This window comes from Brevibacillus dissolubilis (assembly GCF_006170445.1).
Classification (GTDB): domain Bacteria; phylum Bacillota; class Bacilli; order Brevibacillales; family Brevibacillaceae; genus Brevibacillus_B; species Brevibacillus_B dissolubilis.
In genome coordinates this window covers 152,614-178,398 of record NZ_VCNA01000010.1, presented here as the reverse complement: position 1 = coordinate 178,398, position 25,785 = coordinate 152,614, and the positions used below count along the sequence as shown (strand labels likewise).

19 protein-coding genes are annotated in these 25,785 nt (G+C 49.5%); 6 read left to right on the top strand and 13 right to left on the bottom strand.

The features are described from left to right. The first annotated feature begins 39 nt into the window (after positions 1–39). The 3 genes from FGI41_RS18720 to FGI41_RS18710 all read left to right on the top strand — a co-directional run bounded on the left by FGI41_RS18720 (position 40) and on the right by FGI41_RS18710 (position 2,363). Positions 40–1,491: an adenylate/guanylate cyclase domain-containing protein gene (locus FGI41_RS18720; protein ID WP_139491861.1), complete on the top strand. Its 1,452-nt coding sequence runs from the start codon at positions 40–42 to the stop codon at positions 1,489–1,491. Between the two features lie 92 nt (positions 1,492–1,583). Beyond that, positions 1,584–1,958 carry a DUF423 domain-containing protein gene (locus FGI41_RS18715; RefSeq protein WP_139491860.1) on the top strand — a complete coding sequence of 125 codons (375 nt, stop codon included), beginning with the start codon at positions 1,584–1,586 and terminating at the stop codon, positions 1,956–1,958. Positions 1,959–2,045: 87 nt separating this feature from the next. After that, complete coding sequence (locus FGI41_RS18710) at positions 2,046–2,363, top strand: hypothetical protein (RefSeq protein WP_255298535.1); 318 nt, start codon at positions 2,046–2,048, stop codon at positions 2,361–2,363. Between the two features lie 48 nt (positions 2,364–2,411). Here the strand turns inward: FGI41_RS18710 and FGI41_RS18705 are convergent, their stop codons facing one another. The 7 genes from FGI41_RS18705 to FGI41_RS18675 all read right to left on the bottom strand — a co-directional run bounded on the left by FGI41_RS18705 (position 2,412) and on the right by FGI41_RS18675 (position 7,244). Further along, entirely contained in the window at positions 2,412–2,609 is a 198-nt protein-coding gene (locus tag FGI41_RS18705) for an aspartyl-phosphate phosphatase Spo0E family protein (RefSeq protein WP_139491859.1), read from the bottom strand. A gap of 198 nt (positions 2,610–2,807) precedes the next feature. After that, positions 2,808–3,818 carry a SpoIIE family protein phosphatase gene (locus tag FGI41_RS18700; RefSeq protein ID WP_139491858.1) on the bottom strand — a complete coding sequence of 337 codons (1,011 nt, stop codon included), beginning with the start codon at positions 3,816–3,818 and terminating at the stop codon, positions 2,808–2,810. Between the two features lie 19 nt (positions 3,819–3,837). Continuing rightward, on the bottom strand, positions 3,838–4,227 hold the full coding sequence (locus FGI41_RS18695) for an ATP-binding protein (protein ID WP_139491857.1): 390 nt from the start codon (positions 4,225–4,227) through the stop codon (positions 3,838–3,840). Between the two features lie 118 nt (positions 4,228–4,345). Continuing rightward, entirely contained in the window at positions 4,346–5,137 is a 792-nt protein-coding gene (locus FGI41_RS18690) for a sigma-70 family RNA polymerase sigma factor (RefSeq protein ID WP_139491856.1), read from the bottom strand. Next, positions 5,094–5,585 carry an anti-sigma B factor RsbW gene (gene rsbW / locus FGI41_RS18685; RefSeq protein ID WP_139491855.1) on the bottom strand — a complete coding sequence of 164 codons (492 nt, stop codon included), beginning with the start codon at positions 5,583–5,585 and terminating at the stop codon, positions 5,094–5,096. The genes FGI41_RS18690 and rsbW overlap by 44 nt, the downstream gene beginning before the upstream one ends. Next, positions 5,582–5,938 (bottom strand): STAS domain-containing protein, encoded by a 357-nt coding sequence (locus FGI41_RS18680; RefSeq protein WP_139491854.1) that lies wholly within the window; start codon positions 5,936–5,938, stop codon positions 5,582–5,584. The genes rsbW and FGI41_RS18680 overlap by 4 nt, the downstream gene beginning before the upstream one ends. Before the next feature lie 358 nt (positions 5,939–6,296). Next, entirely contained in the window at positions 6,297–7,244 is a 948-nt protein-coding gene (locus FGI41_RS18675) for a C40 family peptidase (protein WP_139491853.1), read from the bottom strand. A 258-nt stretch (positions 7,245–7,502) separates the two neighbouring features. Between FGI41_RS18675 and FGI41_RS18670 the strand changes: the two genes are divergently transcribed. Further along, entirely contained in the window at positions 7,503–8,462 is a 960-nt protein-coding gene (locus tag FGI41_RS18670; protein WP_139491852.1) for a hypothetical protein, read from the top strand. Between the two features lie 52 nt (positions 8,463–8,514). On the opposite strand, the gene FGI41_RS18665 is transcribed toward FGI41_RS18670, so the two are convergent. Together FGI41_RS18665 and FGI41_RS18660 are read right to left on the bottom strand one after the other, a co-directional pair. Next, positions 8,515–9,603 carry a YheC/YheD family endospore coat-associated protein gene (locus FGI41_RS18665; RefSeq protein ID WP_139491851.1) on the bottom strand — a complete coding sequence of 363 codons (1,089 nt, stop codon included), beginning with the start codon at positions 9,601–9,603 and terminating at the stop codon, positions 8,515–8,517. Between the two features lie 87 nt (positions 9,604–9,690). Next, on the bottom strand, positions 9,691–10,566 hold the full coding sequence (locus FGI41_RS18660; RefSeq protein ID WP_139491850.1) for a C40 family peptidase: 876 nt from the start codon (positions 10,564–10,566) through the stop codon (positions 9,691–9,693). Positions 10,567–10,709: 143 nt separating this feature from the next. On the opposite strand from FGI41_RS18660, the gene FGI41_RS18655 reads away from it, so the two are divergent. Together FGI41_RS18655 and FGI41_RS18650 are read left to right on the top strand one after the other, a co-directional pair. Next, a complete protein-coding gene (locus tag FGI41_RS18655; RefSeq protein ID WP_176560347.1) occupies positions 10,710–11,645 on the top strand; it encodes an ABC transporter ATP-binding protein in 936 nt (311 codons plus the stop codon). Further along, on the top strand, positions 11,642–12,442 hold the full coding sequence (locus FGI41_RS18650) for an ABC transporter permease (protein WP_139491848.1): 801 nt from the start codon (positions 11,642–11,644) through the stop codon (positions 12,440–12,442). The genes FGI41_RS18655 and FGI41_RS18650 overlap by 4 nt, the downstream gene beginning before the upstream one ends. 134 nt (positions 12,443–12,576) lie before the next feature. On the opposite strand, the gene FGI41_RS18645 is transcribed toward FGI41_RS18650, so the two are convergent. The 4 genes from FGI41_RS18645 to FGI41_RS18630 all read right to left on the bottom strand — a co-directional run bounded on the left by FGI41_RS18645 (position 12,577) and on the right by FGI41_RS18630 (position 25,784). Continuing rightward, positions 12,577–14,268, bottom strand: a complete 1,692-nt coding sequence (locus FGI41_RS18645; RefSeq protein WP_139491847.1) for a methyl-accepting chemotaxis protein — start codon at positions 14,266–14,268, stop codon at positions 12,577–12,579. Positions 14,269–14,459: 191 nt separating this feature from the next. Then, entirely contained in the window at positions 14,460–16,763 is a 2,304-nt protein-coding gene (locus tag FGI41_RS18640; RefSeq protein ID WP_176560346.1) for a M28 family peptidase, read from the bottom strand. A 1-nt stretch (position 16,764) separates the two neighbouring features. Beyond that, positions 16,765–18,120 (bottom strand): cytochrome P450, encoded by a 1,356-nt coding sequence (locus tag FGI41_RS18635; RefSeq protein WP_139491845.1) that lies wholly within the window; start codon positions 18,118–18,120, stop codon positions 16,765–16,767. 95 nt (positions 18,121–18,215) lie between these two features. Next, positions 18,216–25,784 carry a non-ribosomal peptide synthetase gene (locus FGI41_RS18630; RefSeq protein WP_139491844.1) on the bottom strand — a complete coding sequence of 2,523 codons (7,569 nt, stop codon included), beginning with the start codon at positions 25,782–25,784 and terminating at the stop codon, positions 18,216–18,218. Position 25,785 lies beyond the last annotated feature (1 nt).

The window sequence follows — 25,785 nt, the reverse complement described above, 5'->3', positions numbered from 1 at the left end:
TACAATAGGACTATAGAATTTTGAATAGGGGAGTCAAAGATGATCGACCATATCAAACTGTGGAGCCACTTACAGGTCTTGCAAGATTCCTATGCCTTTTTTGACGCGGCGGACGTGCAACGCTTTGGCCATATTTTAGAAGAGATGTCCGGCTGGGAACTGTTTCGGATCAATCCACTGCAGTTTGCAAGCCAACATCACTTTAATGCTATTTTGGTACAAAATCTGTTTATCTATGCGACCAAGGTGGGGCTTTTTCAGATGGAGTGGAACATGCTCTGCCCAACCTGCGGCGGGATGGAGCACAGCTATGGATCGCTGCACGAGCTGGCAGACGGTCACTTTCACTGTATCGTGTGCAATGTGGATTATGATGCGGAGCTGGACCGCTACATCGAGGTCTCCTTTACGATGAATCCGGAGGTTGCCTGCTTCACCTACAGCCCGTTTACGAATGAGAAAGAATATGAAAACTATTTTATCTCCCGCAATTATCATCGTTCTGTAGAACATCAGCATTTTACAGAAAATATTGCATTTCGCGGCTTTACGGCTCCCATGGGTGGTCAAGCTGGTGTGATCCGCTTCGAGGCGAAGGCCGGAGATCTGCTGAGGCTGCTTAGTCTCGATCAGCACATGGTCAGCTATATCCGTGTGGGCGATGAAGCGGCATCGGCCAAAACGCTGACCCTCGATCTTACACCAGACGGGATCACTCCCCCGATGCTAACGATTGCACCTGGTGAGACGGAGCTGATTATTCAAAATCATCTGGAGATACAGGCGGGTCTGGTGCTGCTCTTCACCAATCTGGAGATGTTTCATCACATCACCACGAGCCATCCGCCTAAGCTTCAGCCTTTTCTGACCGGATATATGCTTCTGAATAACCAAAAATTCCGGGAAGCGCTCCTGATCGAAAAATTCCCGGATGATCTGCAGCTAAGGCTAAGCAACATCACCCTGCTGTTTACCGATTTGCAAAACTCAACCGAGCTGTATGAGCTGTCCGGTGATACCTATGCCTACAATCTGGTGCAGGAGCATTTTAAGCTGTTGTCCCAAGTCGTGAGCAAGCACGGCGGCGCGATTGTCAAAACGATGGGGGACGCGATCATGGCGACCTTTACCTATCCTTGTGACGGCGTGTGTGCCGCTTATGAGATGCTGGCCCAGATCCAAGAGTGGAATCAGCGCAAGGAGCTGAAGTCCGATTATCAGATGGAGCTCAAAATCGGTCTGCACACTGGTTCTGCACTTGCGGTCAAAGCGAATGAGACGATTGACTTCTTCGGACAGACCGTGAATATCGCAGCACGGGTGCAATCGATTGCCCAAGCCGGGGAGATCTGGCTGACGGATGAGGTGTTTCAATCTCCGGAAGTCTCCTCCCTGCTCCAAACGAAAGGAATCGTGCATGAAAAATATTCGATCCTGCTCAAAGGGGTCAACCGGCGCTCAATCGTCTACAAATGCGCCCTCTCCACCTGAGCCTTTTGCCAAAATGTGCTGATTGGGCAAACTGTCACAGGTTGTTCACCACGAACTAGGTTACAATAGAAAGAAAAAAGGAGTTTGCTTGTATGGCTAAATTATTCATTTTCCTCGGCAGTATCATGGGCTTTTTGTCTGTCGCTCTGGGTGCATTCGGCGCGCATGGACTGCGGGACCGCGTCACTGAAAAATTGCTCATGAACTGGAATACCGGTGCTCAATACCATATGTATCATGCCATCGCAATGGTGCTTGTAGGCATTCTGGCGATGAAGCTTGCGAATTCTGCCCAATTGAACTGGGCTGGCTGGAGCTTCTTCGTGGGGATTCTCCTCTTCTCCGGCAGCCTGTATGCTATGGCGCTGACCGGCATCACGAAGCTTGGCGCAATCACTCCGCTCGGTGGTCTGGCGTTTCTGATCGGCTGGGCTTTGGTCGCTATAGCGGCGCTGCGTGGGGCGTAATCCAGCGAGTACCACATGGCGGGAGGCATCTATCGTACACGATCTGTCAGACCTCCTGCCCAGATGATGAGAAAAGGGGGCTTTCCCGTGGATGCGAAGTCCAATGTAAGTGAGACGCTCTCCGCTATGCTGCGCAACTGGAACCAGATGGCGAAAAGCGACTTGGATGAGGCGGAGGCCGATGCTGACCGTTTTCAGGATTCATTCTATGTGTTCATCACAGCTGTGCGTGCATGGTTCGATGGATTAAAGGAGAAGCCTGCTGATCTGGATGCAGCGCTCGCTCTCCCCCTGATTGACGAAATCGTGCAGCAGTTGCCTGTTCAGCTTTATCTGCCGTTTGAGACAGAGCTTGATCTGATGGTCGAGGGTGTGGAGCGTCAGATGGATGAGAAGTATGATTAAGTCAAAAACCCCTTGAGGCATCCAGCTTCAAGGGGTTTTCCCTATGTCCTACTGCATCGGATACTGTACTTTTCTAAGCTGTTTATTCTGCCTCAATAATTCATTATATACATTCAACCAGTGGTCCAGTTCTTGGCTAGCCGCTACGATGGCTGGGTCTGTCAATGTTCTACCCTTGGCCAGTTCATACAAGCGTTGGCGCAATTTCTCCACTTCCCGAGAAACCGCCTCCAAGTTAGACACCATGGCAAACCCTCCTTTGCTGAGATCGGGCTAGGTTCTACAAGTTTTGGCAAGCTTATTTATTTTTACCCAGATAATGTATGTGCGAATCTAGTATAGGGTTAATTTATCAAACTTATTAATTCCAAAAACACTTAATTATCTTGGCTACCGTATGCCGAAATCAAAAAAGGCGTGCATGGCAGCGCCTTTTCCCGTGGATTATGATGGTTTTTTGCGGAATAGCAACAAGGTCTGGTCGTCGTGGATCTGCCGCTCCGACAGACTGAGTATCCGCTGATGCAGCTGTGAGACGATCTGGGTGGCACTCTGTTGTGGATCGATCTGGCGCAGCAGGGTCTGGAGCATGCTGGAGTCGTCGATCCGGTCACTGTCCCTGCTCTCGATCACGCCGTCTGTGTAGAGCAGCACCATATCGCCTGGAGCCAGCTGGACGCTTCTCGTCTCAAAGCGAAAGGACCTGCTGATGCCCAGCGCACAACCATCCGTGGTCAGCTCCGTGAATTCATCCTGTGCCGCCCGGTATAAAAGCGCTGGCTCGTGACCGGCATTGGCATAATAAAACATCGAGTTTTCCTGCTTGTATGTACCGCAGAACATCGTGACGAATGTGGAGGACTCGGTGTTTTTGCAGACAAACCGATTAAGTGAGGCGAGCAGTCTATGTGGAATCTGCTTGTCACCGAGCACCTCATCCATCGCAAAACGCATCATCGCCATCAGGATGGCAGCCGGAATGCTTTTGCCGGAAATATCGGCGAGCGCAATCTCCACCGCGTCTTGGTTGGCATTGAAGCTGTAGAAGTCCCCGCTCACCTTGCGCGGTGCCACACTGACGACCCCCAGCTCCACATCATCGGGCAGCTCGGCCTGTGAGATATCCGGCAACAGGGACTGCTGGACGGAGGCTGCCAGCGACAGCTCTGCCTCCAACTGCTGCTGGTTGGCAAGCCACGCCTCCCGCTCCCCCAGTGATAAGCTGTAATGCATGGTAAACTCTAGGAAAAACCGATAGCTGTCCTGCCAGATTGGGGGCAGCTCTACCTTTTTACTCATCGCTTCAAAATGGGTAGAGATCACCTCAGACAACCGAACCGTATCTTGGATCGAGCGCTTGGATAACTGCTGGGCTGCGAAAAGCTGTTCTTCTCCGCGTTCCTCCAGGTAACGGAAAAGGAGATGTTCATAGGCTTGTTTGAAGCGTTCATCCATACAGTCGCGTTCCTTCCATCTAGGGATTTTTCCACTTGGTCAGCACGATGGAGACACCCTTCTGCCCGTCTGTCGTGACCTCGAATTCGTCTACCAACCGCTTGAGTTTGTTCGCCGCAATATTTTGTTCTACGGTATCGGGTTCCTTACGCACAAGCGACCAAAAATCTGGCAGATCAGGCGAGATGGTGTGGAACGCGAGTGTAATCCCCTCATTGGTATTCGTGAGTTGTTCTTGTATTGTCAAGCTGGCCGTATAGCCATTCTCATAGAGCAACATGGCAATCTCAGACACTGCTGTGACCAGCCTCGTCTGCTCCAATTCGCAGAAGCCCAGCTGTACCGCTGTCTCTCTGGAGGCCTGGCGGATAGAAATCACGTCGGATACTGAAGCCAGATCAAGTGTCATGTGCATTCCTCCCTGTATGATTCCTTCCTTCTTCCAATATATATGAAATTCGGGACGCTTGAATACGGTAAAAAGTTGCAAAAAAACACGCCAACTGTAAAAGTGACGTGTTCGGGGATTACCCATCCAAAGCCTCACGCGGGGTGTCCAAATATTCCTTTAACTTGTCCATCGCCCGCTTCTGAATCCGGCAGACACTCATTTGCGAGATTCCAAGCATGGCGGCTATTTTTCGTTGGGAGTGGCCGTCTACATAGATCAGGTGGATGACCCGCCTCTCCTCGTCCCCGAGCTTCTGCAGGGCGTCTTGCAGGTCAAGACGGGTCTCCACCATCCGGTAGACGTCCTCGTCGCTTTTGACGATATCAGCGAGCGTGCCTGTAGGGCTGCCTTCCTTTTGCAGGGGAGTATCGAGTGAAGCAAACTGAAAGTAATCGCGTCCAGCAAGGATCTCCACCGTCTCCTCTACAGACAAACCGAGATGGGCAGCGATCTCGTCAATGCCTGGGGAGCGCTCCAGCTTCATCGTCAACAGATCGATTGTCTGCTGGACCTGCATGCTTTTTTCTTTGATTCGCCTTGGTACTTGAACATACCAGGCTTTGTCGCGCAGGTAGTTTTTCATATGGCCGATCATGCTTTTCATCGCGTACGGCTCGAATTCGTTGCCGAGTGCGGGATCGTACTGGCCGAGTGAGCGTAAGAGGGAGATCTGCCCCACTTGAAACAGGTCTTCATACAATTGAGGGGTGTTGCGCCCGATTTTGCCTGCTGCCATCTTGACCATCGGTTCGTAGAGCATCAAGAGCTGTGTGGCCACGTCCTGATTCTGCGTCTCTTGGTACTCACGGATCAGCTGACTGCGTTCATCCGTGGATATCTCCAGATAGGTGATTGGCTTCGCTTGCATGCGTCTTCCCTCCTTGATGGGATAGCAGTTTCGTCAGGATCACTTCCGTTCCTGCCCCGCTGTGGACGACGACCTCATCCATCAAGGCTTGCATCATATATATGCCGAGTCCGCCCGCTTTCAGTTCATGAATTTCTTTATCGTGCAGCGGTTCCACACCCTTGACGGTTTGTTCGAAGTTAAAGCTGGTTCCCTGATCACGTACGGAGATCACCAGCCGGTCGACGTGCGGTGTGAAGGTCAGTTCAATCTCGCCTTCGTCTGGTTGTGTATAGGCGTGCAGAATCACGTTATTGCAGGCTTCCGATACAGCCACTTTCATATCTTCAATCTCTTCAAAGGAAAAGCCCATCCGTGTCGCCAAGCCATACAGGGAGAGGCGCACGACGTCGATAAATTCGGCATCGGCAGGAATCGTGATGCGGATGCGTTTGGTGGTCTGAATCATACCGCACCGCCTTTCTGTTCAGCGGTCTGGTCCGGTACTGGCCGCAGGAACTTAGAGATACCGGTCAGGTCGAGGAGACGCTGTACCTTTGGCGTCACATCCTCCACGATGAGCGTCTGACCCACTTCCTCCCGCACCTTGAGGATCGCCACGAGGATGCCCAGACCCGTACTGTCGATATAGCGCAGATCGCGCAGATTGAGCGTCAGTGTCTTGTCAGCATTCATCGCCAACGGTTCGACAACCGAGCGGAAATGAACAGCCATTGACAAGTCAAGCTGTCCAATCAAATATAGGGTTGTACCTGTGTCCGTCTCCTCGTGATGAATATGAAACAGATTAGGGTTAGTCACGTTCGGTCACCTCTTGGTCATGTGTTCGAGTCCTCTATAGCTTTCTTTAACCAATATGCGGGAAGATGAATCAGCCTTCCATAAAAATTAAAAATTTGACAGTTCATGTGGAAAAAGGTTCAGCCCTGGGGGTCGATTTTTTGACCTGGTGGGGGGCTGAACCTTCTTTTTCATTCGTCTGTTTGGGGGGTGAGAGCGGGAGACTCATCTGTTTTCCAGTCGCCTTTCCCCCTTTGGGGCCGGTCTCCTTACAAACAGATGAGTCTCCCGCTCTCTGCCGAGTGTCGTGCTTGATTTGAAAGTGTAGATGACAGCAGCCGGTCAAGAAAAATCTTGCGGGGCTGAATTGCGAGTGGGTTTATTTATACGGACGGCCGCCGGCGATGAAGCGGTAGCCCCATGAGGTGCCTTGGAAGTCGGTGATTTTGACGCCGCCGGATTCTTTGCTGTAGGTGTGGAGGACTTTGTTGTCGCCCATGTAGATGCCGATGTGGGTGATGCTTTGGGTGGCGGCATCGATGCCTGTGTAGTCAGATGCTTTGTAGCCGCGGTATTTCATGAAGAAAATCAGGTCGCCGCGTTTGAGCTGGTTGACGTCATGGAAGTAGACACCGTTGGCTTTGACGTATTTGGACTGGGAGGTAGCGCCTCCGCGTCCCATGTCGATGCCTGCGCCCTCTTTGTATGCCCACATGGTGAACTCGGAGCAGTCCATGGTGGTTTTGGTAGAACGCGTGGAGGCATATTCGTATGGAGTGCCGAGGTATTTGAGACCAGCTTGGATTACTTTTTCAGCGATGTCTGTAGAGGCTGGTGCAGGAGCAGGCGCTGGTGTCGGAGTTGTCGTTGGTGCGGTAGTGCTTGTCCCCAGCACACGGCGGCCGTCTGCAAAGCTTATAGCTACATTGCTGATGGTCTGCTCGACCACTTGGCCTTTTCCTTGGGATGCATATAAAAACTTGTCGTTGCCCACGTAGACGCCTGCATAGGTAGATGTGGACGATTTGAGAATCACGATGTCACCTGGCTGCAGGTTGACTCGAAGGACACTTGTCCCTGCGCTTTTGATTGCGGTCAGGTTGTCTGCGACAGTGACTCCCATCTGTTTCATCACATAGCTGACATAACCGGCGGAATCGAATCCTTCCGGCGTATTTCCATTGCTTACGTAAGGTTTGCCCATCATATTGTAGGCCACACTTACCACGTCTGCCGCATCTGCTTGCGGAAGCGGCATGCCCATCAGCAGGGAGGTGCTGAGCAAGACGGCGATTGACGATTTTTTCAACCATTCTCGTTTCATCATTGTTTGACTCCTCCTCTTTAGGTTTTCTTGCGTGGTGACTTGGCTGCGTCTCCAGCTTAATGCAAGAATTCCAGTGAAAGAAGAGTGAAAAAAATCCCAATTGGGAATATGGTTGAAACGGACTATGGTTTAGTGAGGTTGAACAATCGGGTTCGCCCTCAATAGATTAAAGGGACTTTCGTCTCTATTTATATAACAAAATAATCCAGATGAAATTCATTTTATCTACTTCTAAGCCAAGCATGGGTGTTCTATAATTTGACCAGAAATAAAAAAACAACGCATCACAGGGATGAGTTGTTTTTTGGTCAATCTCGCACTCCGGGGAATGAGAGAGGTTGGCTTATCGTTATCGGTAACCCGATGATAATACAGGGTAAAAATAATGTCAATGGGCGTGGTTTTCACATGGTGAATCATCTTTTTCAGTCTTTGGGCACGAAGGAACTCAAGATCTTTTTTGATGAATCCGGAAAAGGCGCAGACCGTCCCAATTTATTGGGCTCATTATCCATCCCGAAAAAAATCTACGATGAATCTGATGAGTACCGCTACTATAATCAATTCTTAAAAAGAATGGATCTGAAAATCCACTGGAATAAATACAGTGGCGATGCATTGAAGCGTTATAATCTGAAACATCTGATGGAACTCCTTTTGATTTACTCCCCTTTTATTGAGTTTCACGTCATTCACTATCACTACCATTACTTGATTGGAAGAGAGAATTTTCAGGAACGAGAGATTGAGAACACCATTTATCTGAAATTCCCGGAGAGACTGATTTACGGTCAAATGAGAGGATACGGCAACGAAATCTCGGTACTTGCAGATATCTTTATTGAGAAGGGTACCGAATATAAGAAGATGCAATTGGAACAAAAAATGAAAGAGATCTTAAATTCACATTCATTATATCGCAGCGGAAATTTCTACACGCGGAATTGTCTCATGCTCCCCAAAAATTCGGAAATAGGACTCGAGATGACCGATGTTCTGCTAGGAATCACCCGTATGCTCATCCAGAATCCCGATGCCTCTTCCAATGGAAAAGCCGCTAAGATCCAGTTTATTATGGAACTTTTGAACAATGATAGGTTCTTGGATTTTTTGAAGAATATCACCTATTTTGAATGGCGGGGTACCCAACAGTTGCAAAGGATTAACTTTATCGACTACATCAATCTGTTCAGAGTAAAGCATATGAAATTCCATTAAAAAAGCGCTAGGTAAATATCCCTAGCGCTTTTCGCTGTTCTAAACATGCCTTTTACCCCGCATCTTGTTCTAACAGATACATCGCAAACTGCAACGGTCTCTGCACCGACTTCTTATACAAGCCCATATTGCCCATCTTCTTGAAAATATCCCGCCCCGGCTTCGGATTAACCTCGATCAGCCAGACGCGGCCTTTGATATCGATGCCGATGTCGAGGCCGAACTCCATCATGGTGCCGAATTCCTCTTCGATGACATTCACTACGGTGTGGGCGAGCTGGTGGCATTCGCGCTGAATCTCCTGGATCTGCTCTTGATTGAAGCGTTCGGAGAGAAAGTTGGCAAATGAGACCGCTTTTCCGCCGCCGTGGAGGTTGGAGGTGGGGCTGTTCTTGCCGCCGACGCGGACGCCAAGGCCGGTGATACGCCATTCGCCCAGCTCGTTTTTCTGAATCAGCAGGCGGGTGTCTGCGACGCGTCCGGGGATCAGCTCTAGGTTGAGTCCCTGTTGGATCATAAAGTGGCCGTCGCGGATTTTTTCGGCTTTGACCCAGCGGTTGAGCCAGCGGGTAAGTCCTTGGAGGGTCTGAAAGGTAAGCCGTTTCTTGACGAGTGTGCGGCTGCGTCCGAGGACAGTGTAGCCGCCTTTGGTGTTCTTCTGATGCGAGATTTTGAGAATGCTGCGTCCGCCTGTACCGTTGCCTGGTTTGACATAGATCAGCTCATGCTTTTTGAGCATCTGGCGCAGATTCTCGGTGGAATAGATGACGGTCTCAGGAATCCAGCGGCGCATCGCTTCGTTTTGCATGAATCGTCTGGTTGCATTCCACTTATTGGTATATTTTTGGTTTACATAGCGGAACAGGGTGCTGTTGCGAATCTCGCGGTATTCGGGTGAGCCTTTGCGGCAACGGTCGATGACGATCTCGGGCCAGTTATAGATACGACTGACCCAGCCACCCTCTGGCGACGGGACGAAGCCGCGGATTTTGCGTTCCGCTGCAAAGATATCCTGATGTCCAAATAAAAAAACGGTAGCTCCCAACTCACGTCCTTCGCGAATCAGGCGGCGAAGATACGTGGGTTCTTCGAATTTGGTTCCTTCCCTCCATGTGAGTATGCCGATGATTGGTTTCCCCATTGTGGGACACCCTCCCTCGATGACTGGTTTTTCGTTCGGAACTGTCACTATAACCTATGTCATCTTTGGGTGGGACGTAACAAAACCCTAGTAAATACGGCGGGCGCCTAGATATTTGGGTCCCCAATAGGAGTTATCCAGATCATACACCCAGATGCCTTTGGAGTTGGTGGCGGAGATGAATTTGCCGTCTCCGACATAAAAACCGACGTGCGAGACTTCGCCCGGCTCGGTTAAGCCGAAAAAGACCAGATCCCCCACCTGCAGACCCTGACGTCCCACGGGAATCCCCATTTTGTACAGCTCACGGGAGGTGGTGCGTTCGCTGTCGATGCCGTGCTTCTGCAGCATGTAGTGGATAAAACCGGAGCAGTCGAAGCCAGACGGGGTCTCTCCGCCCCAGACATATGGTACGCCTGTGTAGTTGTATGCATCGCGGATCATATTTTTCTTGATCACGGCACGCTCGATAGCGGTTCGGGTGACGGGATCGGCCACACCTGTCGGGGTCAGTCCATATTCCCGCTGGAACTGCCGTACAGCCTCTTCGGTATAATTGCCAAACGTTCCGGTCGCCGTGTGGTAGTCGAAGTAGCCAAGGTAGTCAAGATGACGCTGCAAATAGGTGACACCATGCCCCTCCATCCCCTCTGCCAATGTAGGTGTGGCGGCTCCCGCTGCCTGCCCGCCCAAAAGCGGAATGGAGGCGATGATCATCGAGCCAAGGACAACTTTCGCTGCTTTGGCCCGGATATGCGGCAGTCTCTCCCTTATGTAATGGTGTACGGCTTGATCTACGGTCTCGGATTGCTGATTATGTGGTTCCATATGCTCTTGCGCAAACTCCGTCCTCTCGGTTTTGACGTACAGGATGACGACCAATTCGCCATTCTGGTCCTGCGTAAGCTCATGTCCGGCAATCATAATCATCAGGGGATCAATCCCTTCTTCTCCATACTTCACCTGTCAGTCTGCTCAAAAGGCACAGGATTTACGAATGGAAAATGGTAGCACCGAACAAGCTAACGCTATATGAAATGATGGGATACCCGGATGGACGATAAAGGATAGTGAAACGACCGATCTTGGAGAGGGGAGCATGCTTCGTGGCGAAACAGGTACCGGCGATCGAACTGATCAATGTGACCAAACAGGCGGGGAACCACAAGCTCATCGACAGTCTGACACTTGCCGTGAACCGCGGGGAAATCTTCGGCTTGCTAGGCCCCAGCGGCTCGGGTAAAACCACGCTGTTTCAGCTGATCACAGGACTTACCGAGCCTACCAGAGGACAAGTCCTGATCAACGGGCTGGATCTGCATAAGCATTTTCGCCGGGCAATCAGTCAGGTCGGAGCAGTGATTGATAACCCGCAGCTGTATCCTTTCCTTACCGGCTATCAGAATCTGTTGCACTTCGCCCGCATGACACCTGGACTCCGCTATGACCGCGCGAGCCTGCACGCCTTGCTCTCCCGTGTCGGACTGGACAAGGCGATCCATACCAAAGCCGCTGAATATACGCTTGGCATGTCATCACGGCTGGCCTTGGCACAGGCACTGCTGCACAAGCCATCTATTCTTTTGCTGGATGAGCCGACTGCCGGGCTTGATGCGACAGCGGTGCGGGAGCTAGGTGACTTGTTGCGTGATTTAACCGATCGTGATCAGGTGACCGTACTCGTCACCAGCCATCTGCTCGCGGAGATGGAGCTGTTGTGTGACCGAATCGGCGTGATGCAGATGGGACGCCTCGTGACAGTCAAGACAACTCCCGGTCTGGATGAAAGCGAGCTGGCCCTCTCCAACGTATTTATTGAGGTAGATCTATTGGAGGAAGCCAAAAAACTGCTGAGCACGCATTACCCGCAAGCCAACATCGTAGACTGCTGTCCGATGCTTGAATTGGGCGTCGTGATGCGAAAAGAAATCCCTGCGATCACCGAGATACTCGTCCAAAGCGGCATCAAGGTATACGGCATTCAAGCGGCGACCAAAAAGCTTGGCGACCGGTTCCGCGAGCTGAAAGGAAGTGGGACATGATGCTTAATCTGATCCGCAATGAGTGGATGAAAATGTTCAGTCGACCGCGAAGCTGGATTTTACTCGGGTTGTTAGTTTTTTTCGTGCTGTTGCAGGCATTGGTCACCAAAGGCTTTACGCCGAAACAGATCGAGGATACGTTTTCGGCTTGGACGTTTGCGCTGGAGGCTTCCGAGCAATCGCCATTGGTGCTGATTTTTACCCTGATCATCGCCGGGGACATCATTGCCAGTGAGTATGAGCTGGGGACAGTCAAAATGCTGCTCGTCCGCCCTTTTTACCGTTCGACCATTCTTGCTTCCAAGCTGATCGCCACCCTTCTGTTCGGGACAGTACTGCTTGCGCTGTTGTTTTCATCCAGCTATCTGTTGGGTGGGATCTTGTTCGGGTTTGATGGGAGTGATCAATTTTATAACCGGTATTTTCCGTATGGCTCTGGGTATCGTCCGCCTGATCTGACCAAATTCGTCGCACTCAATTACGGACTGCGCTGGCTGACACTTGTGGTGTATACAAGCTTCGGGCTGATGCTGTCGGCTTGGATTCGCAACAGCACGATTGCGATTACGGCGGCGATTCTGGTGCTGCTGTCGGGTCATACGCTGATTCAGATTTTGTACGAGTATGGTTGGGCGAAGTATATGCTGTTTGCCAATACGGATCTGACCGCATACTTTGGCGGGATTCCGCCTGTGCCGGGGGTTACGTTTGCTTTTTCGCTGATGATGCTTGGGTTATATTTTGTGCTGTTCTATGGGCTGACATGGGTGGCGTTCAGCAAGCGGGATGTGGCGTAGAGTCTTGGCGTGATATACGACGCGGGAAAACAGATCGGATAAGACGCAAAAAAGACCACCTTTCCGCAGCATAACGGATTCTGGTGGTCTTTATAGGGGATAGGCAGGTTGTCGTGGAAATACTGTCGGCTATATTAGGTAGCAAATGTCGATACGGACTCTTCCAGCCTTTCGGAACGTTTTGCCATTTCTTGAGCGCTCGCTTTGAGCTCCTCGACGACGGCACTCTGTTCCTCAGCGGATGCTGAGACTTCTTCGGCAGAAGAGGCGGACAGCTCCACCAGCTCACTGATCGCCTGCGTAGCTTGCAGGATCTCGGCTGCACCTGCACGCATGTGGGCGAACTGCTGTTGGACTCGGGTCGCTTCCTGTTCGGCCTCGGTTGTCGTCTCTACGATTCGCTGCAGGGCGTCACTTCCGCGCGTGATCAGCTCCACTTGTTGCTCGATAGCTGTGCGGTTGCTCTCCATCGTCTCCATCATGGTGCTGGTCTCGTTCTGCATCTCGTGGATCATCGTGGTGATCTGGGCCGCTGCCGTCTTGGACTGCTCCGCCAGCTTGCGTACTTCGTCTGCCACGATGGCAAAGCCTTTTCCATGCTCACCTGCACGCGCTGCTTCGATGGCTGCGTTGAGTGCAAGCAGGTTGGTCTGATCCGAGATAGCGGTGATCGCGGTGATGATTCCCCCGATCTGATCCGAGCGGCGGCCCAAGGCGATCATCCCCTCAGAGGCTTCACGGACATTGGCCGTCACTTGTGCCAGATGCGAGATCGCTTCGCGGATCGCCTGCTCCCCTTGGTGGGCGACTTCAGTAGAATGCAAAGCGCTTTCAACGGTACGGGCGATTTGGCCATTCCCCTCGGCTACCCGGTCTGTCGTCTCTTCCAGACGTTGAAGGATCAGATGAATGCTGTCTACTTGGCGGGTTGCTCCATCTGCTACTTTTTCAATCGCGACCGCCACTTGGTTGGCTGACTCGGTCGATTGCTCGGCGACCTCGCTCAGATAGTGACTGCTCTCATTGAGTGTCTTGGCGAAGGTCTGGATTTCACCGACCATGCTAAGCAGGTTGAGCCGCATATGCTCGAACGACTCAGCCAGTCTGCCGATCTCATCCTTGGTCGTGGCTTTGACTGGGGTACGCAGATTTTGGGCTGCGATGGCTTCAGCCGCAAGCCCCAATGCCTGAAGCGGCTTGGTGATCGAGCGGGTCAGCAGGAAGGTGATGATCAGGCAGGCGACGAATGCTCCGGCTGCTGTCAGTGCCAACTCTTGTAAAAAGTGATCGACCAGCGCTTCATACGGGGTGATCGGAACCCCGACATACAGCATCCCGACCGTTTTGCCTGAGCTGTCCCGGATTGGTTCATAGATCGTCTGGTTGTTCACACCAACTACTTCTGCTTCTCCTACGTACGTCTGCCCGCCTTTGAGCGTGGTCTCTTCGACGGTTGCGGATACTTGTGTGCCGACTGCTCGGCTGCCATCTGGTTTGGTTACGTTGGTCGCAATCCGGGTATTTTCATGAAAAATAGTGACGGTATCCCCGGTCAGCTTTCCTACCTTGTCGACGAACTCCTCCTGATCGTTGAGCGGAGTATCTCCTTTATACAGCTTACCATCCTTGGTCGACCATTCTCCCGGATGGATATAATCCAGCATGGCCTTGGTCATCTGCAGATCGGATCTAAGCTTCTCATGAGAGGCCAGCATCAGATCGTCCTTGACCACTATGGATGAAAACCAATAAACAACCCCAATGAACAAGAGCAATGTAACAATAAATGAAACTAGAATCTTACTCCCCAAACTGCGTATTCGCATCACGGTTCGACTCCTTCTGTTTTCTTGACGAATCCATGGTTTGTGTGGCTTGAGCTCTAAGTTGATGACCCCTGACTTTGGAATGGGGTCTTTTTTCTTAAAGTCTTTCGGCGTTCCTTTTTTTGTTTCCTGCTTGCAAAGGAAAAGACGCTGAATAGACACGCATGCTGGTTAGCACTGGGGAGTAGAAATCAAAACGCAAACTCCTGATTTACAATGGTAAATGTTACAGGTATGGCTTTTGGATCATTCGTCGTTTTGGACCGGAGCGAGTCTGGCAATTCATAGGAAAGATCAACGGCCTTAACCTGAACCTTCTCGGATGAAGAAAGCTGTAAACGGACACGAATCCCTTCATCAGGTACGCCTCCGTAATACTCCATCCCCCACGAGAAGCCATCTTTCGCTGCTGTTACATCAGCAGACTCCTTGATTGGCTTGCCGTTAATCCACGCAGCTTTTACTTTTGCATCCGAAGTGATAAAGAAAGAAAGTTCATCCGCCCCCCGTGGAGATGTCACCAAGAGTTCAAGCGATCTTCCCCCATCAATGGACTGATCGGATTGAACCTTTACCTCAGGACCCTGCACGTTTAGGAATGGAGCCTCACTTTTGATGACAGGTGCAGAATACGTAGGATTTAAGTCCGTTAATGTTCCTTCTGTTATCGCTTCACTCAAAAACTGCTTCGTCCAATTGCTTGGCTGTGCATCCGTGCTGGCAAATACGGCTCTATTTTCATTCGTATATTGACTGTACATCATATCGTGTACCGTCTGGTAAGTCTGACCACTTCCTGCTGTCACAACAAGCTGTGCGATGCACAATCCGATACCGATGACCAAGCCCGCAGCAGATAACATCCATTTGTTTTGCAGATTGATGAGAGTCCATTGCGGAATCAATAGCCCAAGCAATAAAATAAGCACCGCCATGAGCACTCCGGACATTTGCAAGGTAACAAAGAGATGCATGAAGTAAAAAAATGGGGTGAACAGGAGCACGGCGGGTATGGTTAGCAAGGATAATGCACCCAAATAGGCCCTGGATTGTTCCGTTGATTCTGCACGTCGGTATGTAACAAGCAGGCTGATTAATCCACAGAATAACGGCCATACGAACAGATAGTGCGCTCCCGGCAGAAATATATTGGTGCTAAGAACCAAAAGCAGCCACCATACATACATCCCCATCGCGAGATTCTGAAAACCTGCCAGCTTCTGTTGCCATAAAAACAGACCATAAAACACGGAACCTGTCAGGAATAACAAGCCGAGAACATAAGGATAGGAAAAATCCGGATCATTCAAGAGTGCGTCTGGAGATTCATAGAACAATTGAAGAAGCTTCCATACACCGGTTATCAGGAGATAGACCATGACCATACTACTCCCATTCAGAAAGAACCCGAACAGAACCTTTTTGACCGTTAGAGCACCCTTTTGCAAACCTAGCCAGAACACCCACCCAACTAACAAGAACGCCAGAACAGTAAGGGGAATCGTCCAACTGAGTGAATAGGTAATCACTAAGGTGTTCAGAACGTTAAAATAGGTGGCATTATTGTCCCGTTCTGCCGCAACGGTACGTTCCTTATTTCCGAAGGATTGTAACAGTGACAGCATGGTAGAACCATGATGCTGAAAGGTGGACATGTCCACATGCTCGATGTTGTCCAATGGGGTATGGTATGCAAAATATCCATCCACAAAAGCAAAATTCAATCCGGTTACTCCGTTTCTCTTAAAGACGGTCAAATCCGTATCGTTTGACAACCTGCTATACATATCAGACAGGAATGAATAGGCAACCGGATCAGGAACGGCTTGGGCAAACTCATTCATGATCCCATGGTTCCCCTCACCTGTTTCGAACAGTATAGAGGGCCCGGAGCTTCCTCTTGCCTCAAAGTTAAAAACCATCCCTATTTCCTTCGACCATCTGTGTTCCTGGATAAATGCCTGAGCTCCCAGTAAGCCAACCTCCTCCCCGTCGGTGAACAAGAAAATAACATCTTGTTGCAGAGCAGGGCCGGCTTTTAGCGCACGGATGGTTTCCAGCATGGCAGAGACAGCTATCCCGTCATCATTAGCCCCTGGGGAAAATGGGTCTGTGTCATAGTGGGCAGCGACCAATATCGCAGGGCCGTCACCTGTCCCCTCCAAGCGTCCCATAATATTTCGGATCTGACCGATCTGATGCACCCCCCAGTCTGCCAATCGGCTGGAAGTCGTCTCTTGGGTCTCGACAGGGATATTCAATTGGTTCAACTCGCTGACGATATAGTCATGAACCACGCTGTGTTGTTCGGAACCGATGGGATGTGGTTTGGCAGCGATTTGTTTCAGCTTTTCTCGTGCACGTTCTGCCGAAAATTCAGTTGCCGGTGCATCAATCGGGTTCGGCGGAGGGGGAATAAGAGGCTGTGCCCCCAATAACACAGCCAAGATGATGCATATGATAGGAAGTAGTGTTGCCGTCATTTTTTTCAACATCTTATTGCCCCTCTTTTGTAGTCCTTGGTGATATTTCCAGGAAAATATCGGAAGATGGTTTTGCTGCGCCGCGATAATCAATTTTTGGAATACGATGAAGCCCCTCCAATTGCCATGAATACAGACGGAATAAGGCATGCAACACCACACTGGCTTGGAGTTGGGTGAATGTCTTGGCCACGCACATATGGTGCCCACTGCCAAAACCAACAAGCCCGGACAATTGGTTCTGCTCAATCCGCGGTGCCAGATAACGAGCTGGATCAAACTCATCAGGTTGTTGGAATAAATCAGACTGTCGATGGGTCTCAAAGATGCTGTTGATCAGCTTACTCCCCTTTGGAATCCTATAATTCATAAAGATCAACTCTTGTGCCGCATATCTCTGGATGAAGGGTACCGGTGGATATAAACGCTCCACTTCCCGAAGCAAATTGAGCGTGAACGTCATGCTGTTGATTTTCTCTAACGTGAGCGGCTCAGTCCCAAGCAAAGTATGCTCCGCTCGAAACTGCTCCATCAAGTCAGGACGGGTAAGGAGAGCCGCAACAGCATAGGTAATCATGAGAGCAACGTCCCCTTCACCAAATTCAGTCAGCATATACGCGTAACCGAACAACTCCTCCTCTGTCATCACCAGTCCCTCTTGGCTTGAGATAATCGACATGGCGCTGAAGACATCCTTATTTTCCCGTTGTGCTTGCTGATCACGTACCCGGCGCATCAAGTGCCATAGTTTCTCCTTAGCCTCCATGCCCCGTTGGTATTTTCTATGAAAAGGGAATGCCCGCTTTCTTCCACGGTTAACCAAGTGCCAATATTCAGAGAAATAAGCTTGATATTCAGGAGAGTTTGGGTGAATTCCCAGCATGGTATAGACCGTAGCATCCAGTGTAAGTTGCCGCATTTTTTCCATTACGTTAAATCGTGGGGGCAACTCTTGAAGCCTCATTTCCACGATTTCATTCATCATCGTCACGTATTGGGTCAGATACTCGGGACGAAAGGCTTGCATCACAGCCCTCCGGTGTTTTTTGTGCAGTTCTCCGTCTTTTGACGCCAGTGTTGGAGGGCCGTCCTCTGCAAGTGGTGCACGCTGCACGAGAGCAGGGTCTGACAACATCACAAAACGGGAAGCCTCCATTCCGCTAAGAATAAAGGTACGATCATTGATCCGCACAACAGAACCATATAACTCGAAAAGCTTCCCCATGATTTCTACCGTATCTCTCGTTTGCAACCATTCCCGAAGCCACTTCCACTTCTCAATACCCCTAGGGCCTGGCGGGAGTGTCCTTTCAACGAGGGTTGAAGCGATGGAGGCAGTCTGTCCTAACTGATTATGAGGATGTTCCATGATTCACCTCTCCTTATGTCTCCTGTTTCTGGACAAGCAGGGATAGCGATTAAGGGGAAAGATACAGAATCAGTCCCCCCAATCGCATTTACCTGTTATTCCGGTTGGTTGCCAACCAGTGTCACTGTGCCTGCAAGCTCTGCAAGAGATCGTTTCAACCTGTTCCCTAATTGATCGATGTCTTCTGTCTCGAAGGCGGACACCTGATAATCGATTGAGATCCAAAGGCAGCCTGTCTCATCAATCATCGCGTTGAATTCAAGCGGATGGGATAATCGATTCTCCGGATGCCAGACTGAGCCGAAATCCAGATGGCTCGCGGTTAATAACGTCCCTTCTTTTTGAGACAGAATCCCTTTCGCCTCACCGAAATAGTTGAACAAAATCTGTGGGGAAAGCCTTTCAAGTTGAGGGATTCGTTGCAGGTAACGACCAATTCCGTAATTCACCCCGTTATTGGGCAATGACTCTAAGGTCTTCTTGATAACCTCCACGGTTGCGCGTTTGGATTGTTGCTTAGATACATGCACAGGATACATGCTGGTAAACCAGCCAATGGTTCGGGAGATATCCAAATCCGGGAACAACTCTTCTCGCCCGTGTCCTTCCAGTGTAATCAGCACGTCATCTGTGGAGAACACGTTTGAAACAGAATCGATCAGGCCAGCTAACAGAAGTACATTCATATTCGTGCTGTACTCCTTGCTTGCCATCCTCCGCAATGTCTCGGTTAGCACTGGGTCAAGACCTATTCTCTTATGTGCATAGGTGGCCGGATGAATGCTGTCATTGGTCTTGGTTACGAGATTCGTCTGAGCAGCTGCATCCAATTGCAGCCAGTAAGATACATCAACGGCTTCCTCTTTTGCGAAGTTCTCCAGCTTACTGCTCCACTCCTTGTAGGATGTAGTCTTACGTGGCAATGGCTCTGTCAGCTTCGTATCGTACAATCTTTCCACGTCCTGCAGCATGAATCGCCAGGAGACACCATCTATGACAAGGTGATGAACGATCAGCAACAGATACTTTCCTTGTTCAGCCAGATCGAATACGATCGCTTTGATCAACAAATCCTCTGAGAGATTCAGTTGATTCTGATGATAGACACTCAGCTCTTTGAGCTTCTCCATTCTTTCCACAGCTGGAACTGCCCGTAAATCAACAGAGTCTAACTTGAATGCCGGAGCTTCCTCGATCGAGCGATTATATTGCGAAATCTCACCATCTGTGATGACATATCTGCTCCGCAACAGATCGTGATGCTCAATTAACTTGGTAAACACCTGTTCCAGTAAACCGAGATCTACATCTACAGGCAGCTGGAATATCCTAGCCATATGAAAATAGTTAGGATATGGCTGATGTAGTTCTTTGAACCAATGCTGAATCGGAGTTAACGGGATCTCACCGCTCACTTCCTCTTGATTGATCCAATGGGTCTGGCTCGAAAATGAGTCATAATCGGAAAGCGCCTCAATTGTTTTATGTTCAAAAATATCCTTGACGGAAAGCTGTATCCCCAGCTCTTTTGCTTTTGATACCGCTTGAATCGCTTTGATCGAATCTCCGCCTAATTCAAAGAAGTCATCATGAATACTGACAGATGATACTCCCAGTACACCCGCCCAGATCATACCGATTTTCTCTTCTGTGCTGTTTCTTGGGCCAATAAATTTCCGTTCCTTTGAAAATGTCACCACAGGGTCAGGTAATCGCTTGACCTCGACCTTTCCGTTAATAGACAGAGGCAACTCGTGAATCGGAATAAAATGAGTTGGCACCATATACTCGGGCAAGGATTTTAACAGGTGGCCCCGGAGCTCGTTAGGCCCCAGCTCCTCCTGTGCAACATAATAGGCGCAGAGAATTTTCGTACCGTTCTCTCCATTGCGGTCAATGACAAATGCTTCCTTGATCTGTTCATGTGTAAGCAGTACACTCTCCACTTCGTCCAGCTCAATGCGGTAAGAGCGTATCTTGACTTGGCGGTCTATGCGACCCAAAAATTCAATCGTACCATCAGGCAGGAATCGGCCCAAATCACCTGTTCGGTACATGCGCTCAAATCCGTCGGTGGAAAATGGATTGTGGATAAACTTCTCTGCCGTTGCCTGATCATTTCGCAAATAGCCGCGGGCCAATCCTTTTCCTGCAATGTAGATCTCCCCAGACACACCAATCGGAACAGGCTGCCGTTGTTCATCCAGAATGTAGATGCTCGTGTTGGCAATCGGCTTGCCAATTTGTACATTCGCTTTGAGTTCAGCAAGGTTGTGGTCTTGGATTTTGAAGACAATGCAGCCAACGGTCGCTTCTGTAGGCCCGTACTCATTGTATATACAGATCTCTTCACGGACCTGCTTATATTCTTCTAGGGCAAACAATTGAGCGGCAAGCGACGCATTGAGAGATTCGCCCCCAACAATAAACGTCCGCAATGATTCGATCCGGTAAGGGCTCTGCAAAAGGTAGCCGAGATGGGCCGGGGTTAGCTTGATGGCATTGCTACGTCCGTCTTTTTCCATCTTGGACAATACATCGTCAAAATGATCATCATAGATCGTAAGCGCAGCACCACTCAGCAGAGGTACAAATATACTCGTGACCGTTAAATCAAATCCAAGGGACGAATAAACAGGAAACATCGGCTTTTCCAAAAGATCACCAAAATAGTAGTGGATACTCCACCAGATGTAATTGACTGCACTTCGATGCTCAATCACAACTCCTTTGGGCTTTCCTGTAGAACCAGACGTAAAAATGATGTAGGCCGCCTGATCTGGGCTGACCTTCACGGAAACCGGGTCAAGCGAACAATCGGTGAGGGCCGTCAAATCATATTGAACTTTTCGTTTTTCACGTTTGGTTACAGACGGCTCCTCCTTGTTCACTTGTAAAATGACATCATAGCGGTATTCGGTCAGCTCATTTGAAATCGTATAGTGCTTGTTGGAGATATGAACAGAAGTGATTTCTGCAAAATCCGCCTGTAGGTCTGTCCAGAATGCCGGCCAAATGAACAGTTCTGTATCCCATTCGGTTTTTGTTTTATAGCCTTTTCCTTGATTCTGCCGCTTGAACTCCTCTAAGGACTGTACCAGTTCCCTCTTCCGTTCACCATCCATCACATCGCCGATGAACAGAATTCCGTCATCCGCCAATAATTGAAGGGCTTTTTGGATCACCTGGCGCAGATAGTTGTGCCCGTTAAAACAGTGAATGACACTGTTGAGGATAATCACATCAAACTTCGCTTGGGTCTCGACCTGATCAATGTGATGGGCTTCGATGTTTTGGAAATCCACATGGGTATACCCTCGCTCTGCTGCGACACGAATATTATTTTCAATGATCTTTTTAGATAGATCGGTGCCCACACACTTGCTTACATAAGGAGCCAGATTAAACAGGGTAATCCCTGAGCCGCAACCGATTTCCAATACCGTACTGCTTGGATGCAGGTACGGCTTTAATTTGTTGAGAACATTCTGACTGTACTCATCCATCTCCTGTTGGCTGAAATGCTCTCCCGTATAAGAACTCACCCAGCCTGAGCCAGAAATCGCGTCATGCGCGCTCTCCGCTACGTAATCCCATATTTCCTGATTCATCAGCTCATTGGATTCACTTTCATCCTCCTCTTCTGCATGAACATGGCTGCTGTCCAAACAGATGTATGCTTGCAGAGTAGGGCATTCCCATTGCAGTCGATTCAGCTTGCCAATGTGCTTCTTCGTCGATAACACGAACGTAATGGCGGCTTCCTCCACAATCATTTGCAATCGGGACAGTGGATGCTTGGTATCTAATGGAACATACGCCGCTCCCGTTTTTAGAATGGCCAATATAGACAGGATCGTAGCCGGATGGTTTTCCATTAGAATCCCCACGTGGCTGTTTTCCCGTATTCCATTCTCCAAGAGGAAGTGTGCTAATTGATTGGTCCTTCTCTCGACCTCCGCATACGTGAGGGTCTGATCGTTGTACATGATCGCGGCTGTATCAGGGCCAGATGCGGCTTGTTGGGTAAACCACTCATGCAGAGTCAGATCAGGAACGGACATGATTTCCCCTTTATTAAAGCCGTTGACGACCTGCTCTCTTCGCTTTGGCGATAACAACTGAAGTTGACTGACGGTTTGATCTGGGTCAGTGGCGATTGAATCCAGCAGGCACAAATAGTTGTCGATCAGAGATTCAATCATTTCTGGTGAATAAATACCGGTATAGTATTCCAGCAAGCATTGAATCGAACCATCCTCCATCTCAACAAATTCAAACTCCAAGTCCCATTTGGCACTCGTGTGATCTGCGAAATGGATTGGCTCGACCTTGAACAGATCCCTTCCCCAATCTTTCTCAAACATTTGATTTGCGTTTTGCAATACCACGTTGATATTAAATAGTGGGGAACGAGATGTATCTCTAGTGAGTTGCAGCTTGTCGATCAACAGGTCAAAAGGATAATCCTGATTCTCAAAGCATTGGATCACTCTTTCCTTCACGTCCGAGATGAAGGTTCCGATACTCGCCTCTGGATCAACAGTGGTCTGTATCGCGAGTGTATTGACAAAAGAACCGATTAAATTCTTCACATCAAAATGAGCACGACCAGAAATCGGTGATCCAATGATGAGGTTCCGCTTGCCGGAATAGCGGTGCAGTAACAGATAGACCGAGGACAGAAGCGTCATGTAAAGGGTTGCCTGATGATCCAACGCAACCTGCTTCAGTTTTTCGGATGTCACGGGATCGAGCACAAAACTGCGCCGCCCTCCTTCAAAATGGAAGACAGAAGGACGTGAAAGATCACCGACGATTTCACATACAGGGATTTCCTCTGCGAATTGCTCTAACCAAAACTTCTCTTGATGTTTGATACTTTGGTCTGATAAAAACTGGTTTTGCCAAGCGCAATAGTCCTTGTATTGGATACGGTTTGGTTCAAGCTCGACAGATTCCCCTCTGCAAAGACTATGATAGATCGTCAGCAATTCGGAGATAAACAGTTCCATCGACCATCCATCTGAGATGATGTGATGCATAACCAGCAAGAGATGATAGGACTCATGTCCAACCTCATATAATTGAACCCGCCATAGTGGCCCCTGCTCCAGATCGAAGGGTTGATTCTTCGCTTCTTCTATATAGCCTTTTGCCAATTCTTCAGCACCCAGTTGGCTGGTGAGGTCCATGTACTCCAATTGTACGTTCAACTGTTCCAAGATTTTTTGCCGCAGCTCACCATTCTCCTCGAAGAATAGGGTCCGCAGGCTTTCTTGGCGTTCCATCACAATCTGGAGGGCCTCGCGCAATACGTTTCGATCAATTGCCCCTGTAACGGAAACTGCTTGGGCCATATTGTAGGCGATTCGTTTCGTCTGCATCTGATCAAGAATCCACATCCGTCTTTGTGAAAATGAAGCCGGATACGAATCTGATACAGGTTGAACCTCGATGGTATCGTAATGACCCCGTTCCCCATGAAAAATGGCTTTTGCCAAATCAGCAATAACCGGATTCATAAACAATTGCTCAACCGTGATCTTGGTTTTCAGTTCGTTATTGATCGCGTTGATCACCTGCATCCCCAACAGAGAATCCCCGCCCTGACGGAAAAAGTCGGAGTCCTTGTCCAAATCGGATACTCCCATTGCCAAAGACATAATCGCAACCAGTCTGGATTCTACTGTTTTCACATCTTGAATCAGATCAAGCGGCAGCTGCTCTACTTCTACGCTTTGGGCAGAGTCTGCTGCATTCGCTGCAAGACCAAACGTATACGGTGTCGAGCCCGCCAGTGACGATTGATCTACCCAATGACGTACCCGCTCAAACGGGTAGGTTGGCAACGGAATCCGTGTGAAGGCTCCATCCGCATACAGTTGATCCCAATTGATCGTCTCCCCTGCAAGGTAACGGGCCGTTATCTCAAGCAGTGGGTCAGTGATCCGCTCTTGATCATGCACTGCACCTGTACCTGCAATGGCAACCTCGTCATTACGCCATAACTCGTTCTCTAACTGCATCACTAAATCTTCGACACTGTGTGTTACCATGGCTACCCTCACAGGATGATGTTGCCGGCCTGTAGCAGCTGTAAAGCAGACATTCCCCAGAGGGATATCTGGATTTTCCTTCAAAAACGCAATGTAGCGTTGAATCAGCTCTCGTACGATTGTTTTTTTCCGTGCTGATAAGACAAATAAGAATGGGCCTTTCGCTTCGGGCTGTTCTCTGTCTGGCAATGGGGCTTCTTCCAGCAGGATATGTGCATTGGTCCCATTAAATCCAAACGCACTCACACCTGCTCTTCGCGGCTCCTCCTCTGTCTTCCAATCCTGCAGGCGGTCCACAACATAGACAGGTGATTGGAGGAAGTCAATTAGTGGGTTCGGGTCCTCAAAGTGAAGAGTTGGGGGAAGCTGTTTATGTTTCAGTGCGAGAACCGTTTTGATTAGTCCAGCAATCCCTGAAGCTCCATTGACAAGATGACCGATGTTGCTTTTCACTGAACCGATCCCACAAAATTGTCTCTCTTTTGTAAAAGGGGCAAATGCTCTGGTGATGGCCGCAATTTCGATAGGATCGCCCAGTTTTGTCCCGGTTCCGTGTGCTTCGAGGTACGCAATGCTGCGCGGATCAATATTTGCTTTTTTCCATACACTCGTCAGCATCTCCGCTTGGGCAACCGGATTGGGCGCAGAAATGCTGGTGGAGAGTCCATCATTATTTACGCCTGTCCCAATAATCGTCCCATAGATGTGGTCGCCGTCTGCCAATGCTCTCTTGAGCGGCTTGAGCAGCAGGACCGCTCCCCCTTCACCGCGTACCACTCCATTCGCTGCATTATCAAATGTTCGGCAGCGGCTCTCTTCGGAAACGATCCCGACCCGATAGGCACTGTCTGTCACGAGATCAACCGGGAATAAATAAAGGTTGATTGCCCCAGTCAAGGCTTGCTCACACTCCCCGTTCAACAGGGCTTGCACCGCATAATGAACAGCTACCAGAGAAGAAGAACATGTACTGGAAAATGCCAAGGCAGGCCCCCGCAGATTAAACACATAATTTACACGGGAAGCAATGATCGGAACATTCGTACCTGTCACAGCAAGAGGGGATTGATGATTGGCAATCATCCCATACTCCGTTGGGCAATTCCCGATATAGACTCCTGTTTTCGTGTTGTTGATTTTGCCATTCCCATAGCCTGCATCTTCCACGGCTTCATAGACCATCTCCAAAAAGATTCGTTGCTGCGGGTCCATGTATTTGGCTTCACCAGGGAGAATCTGGAATAGCTCGTGGTCGAATTTATCAATTTCATCCAGATAGCCAGCCTGCCAATAAGCATCGTCTCCCGCAAACAAATTCGGATTGATCTGACTCAAATAGTCATCAATATCTTTCCTTCTGCTGGTTGGGAAGTGGCGTATACTGTCTTTTCCTAACTTGATATTATGCCAGAAGGCCTCCTTGGAGGTAGCTTCTGGCATGCGGCAGCTCATACCGATGATCGCAATCTTATTCTCTTCCTCTGTGCCTGAACTTTTGGGGGTATGTGCCATATATTCTTTTAGCAGTGTATGGCCGGCTTCTTTGGAGATTTCTTTATTCTTCACAAGGTTCAATACGGTTTGTAAATATTTGTTATTATTCATC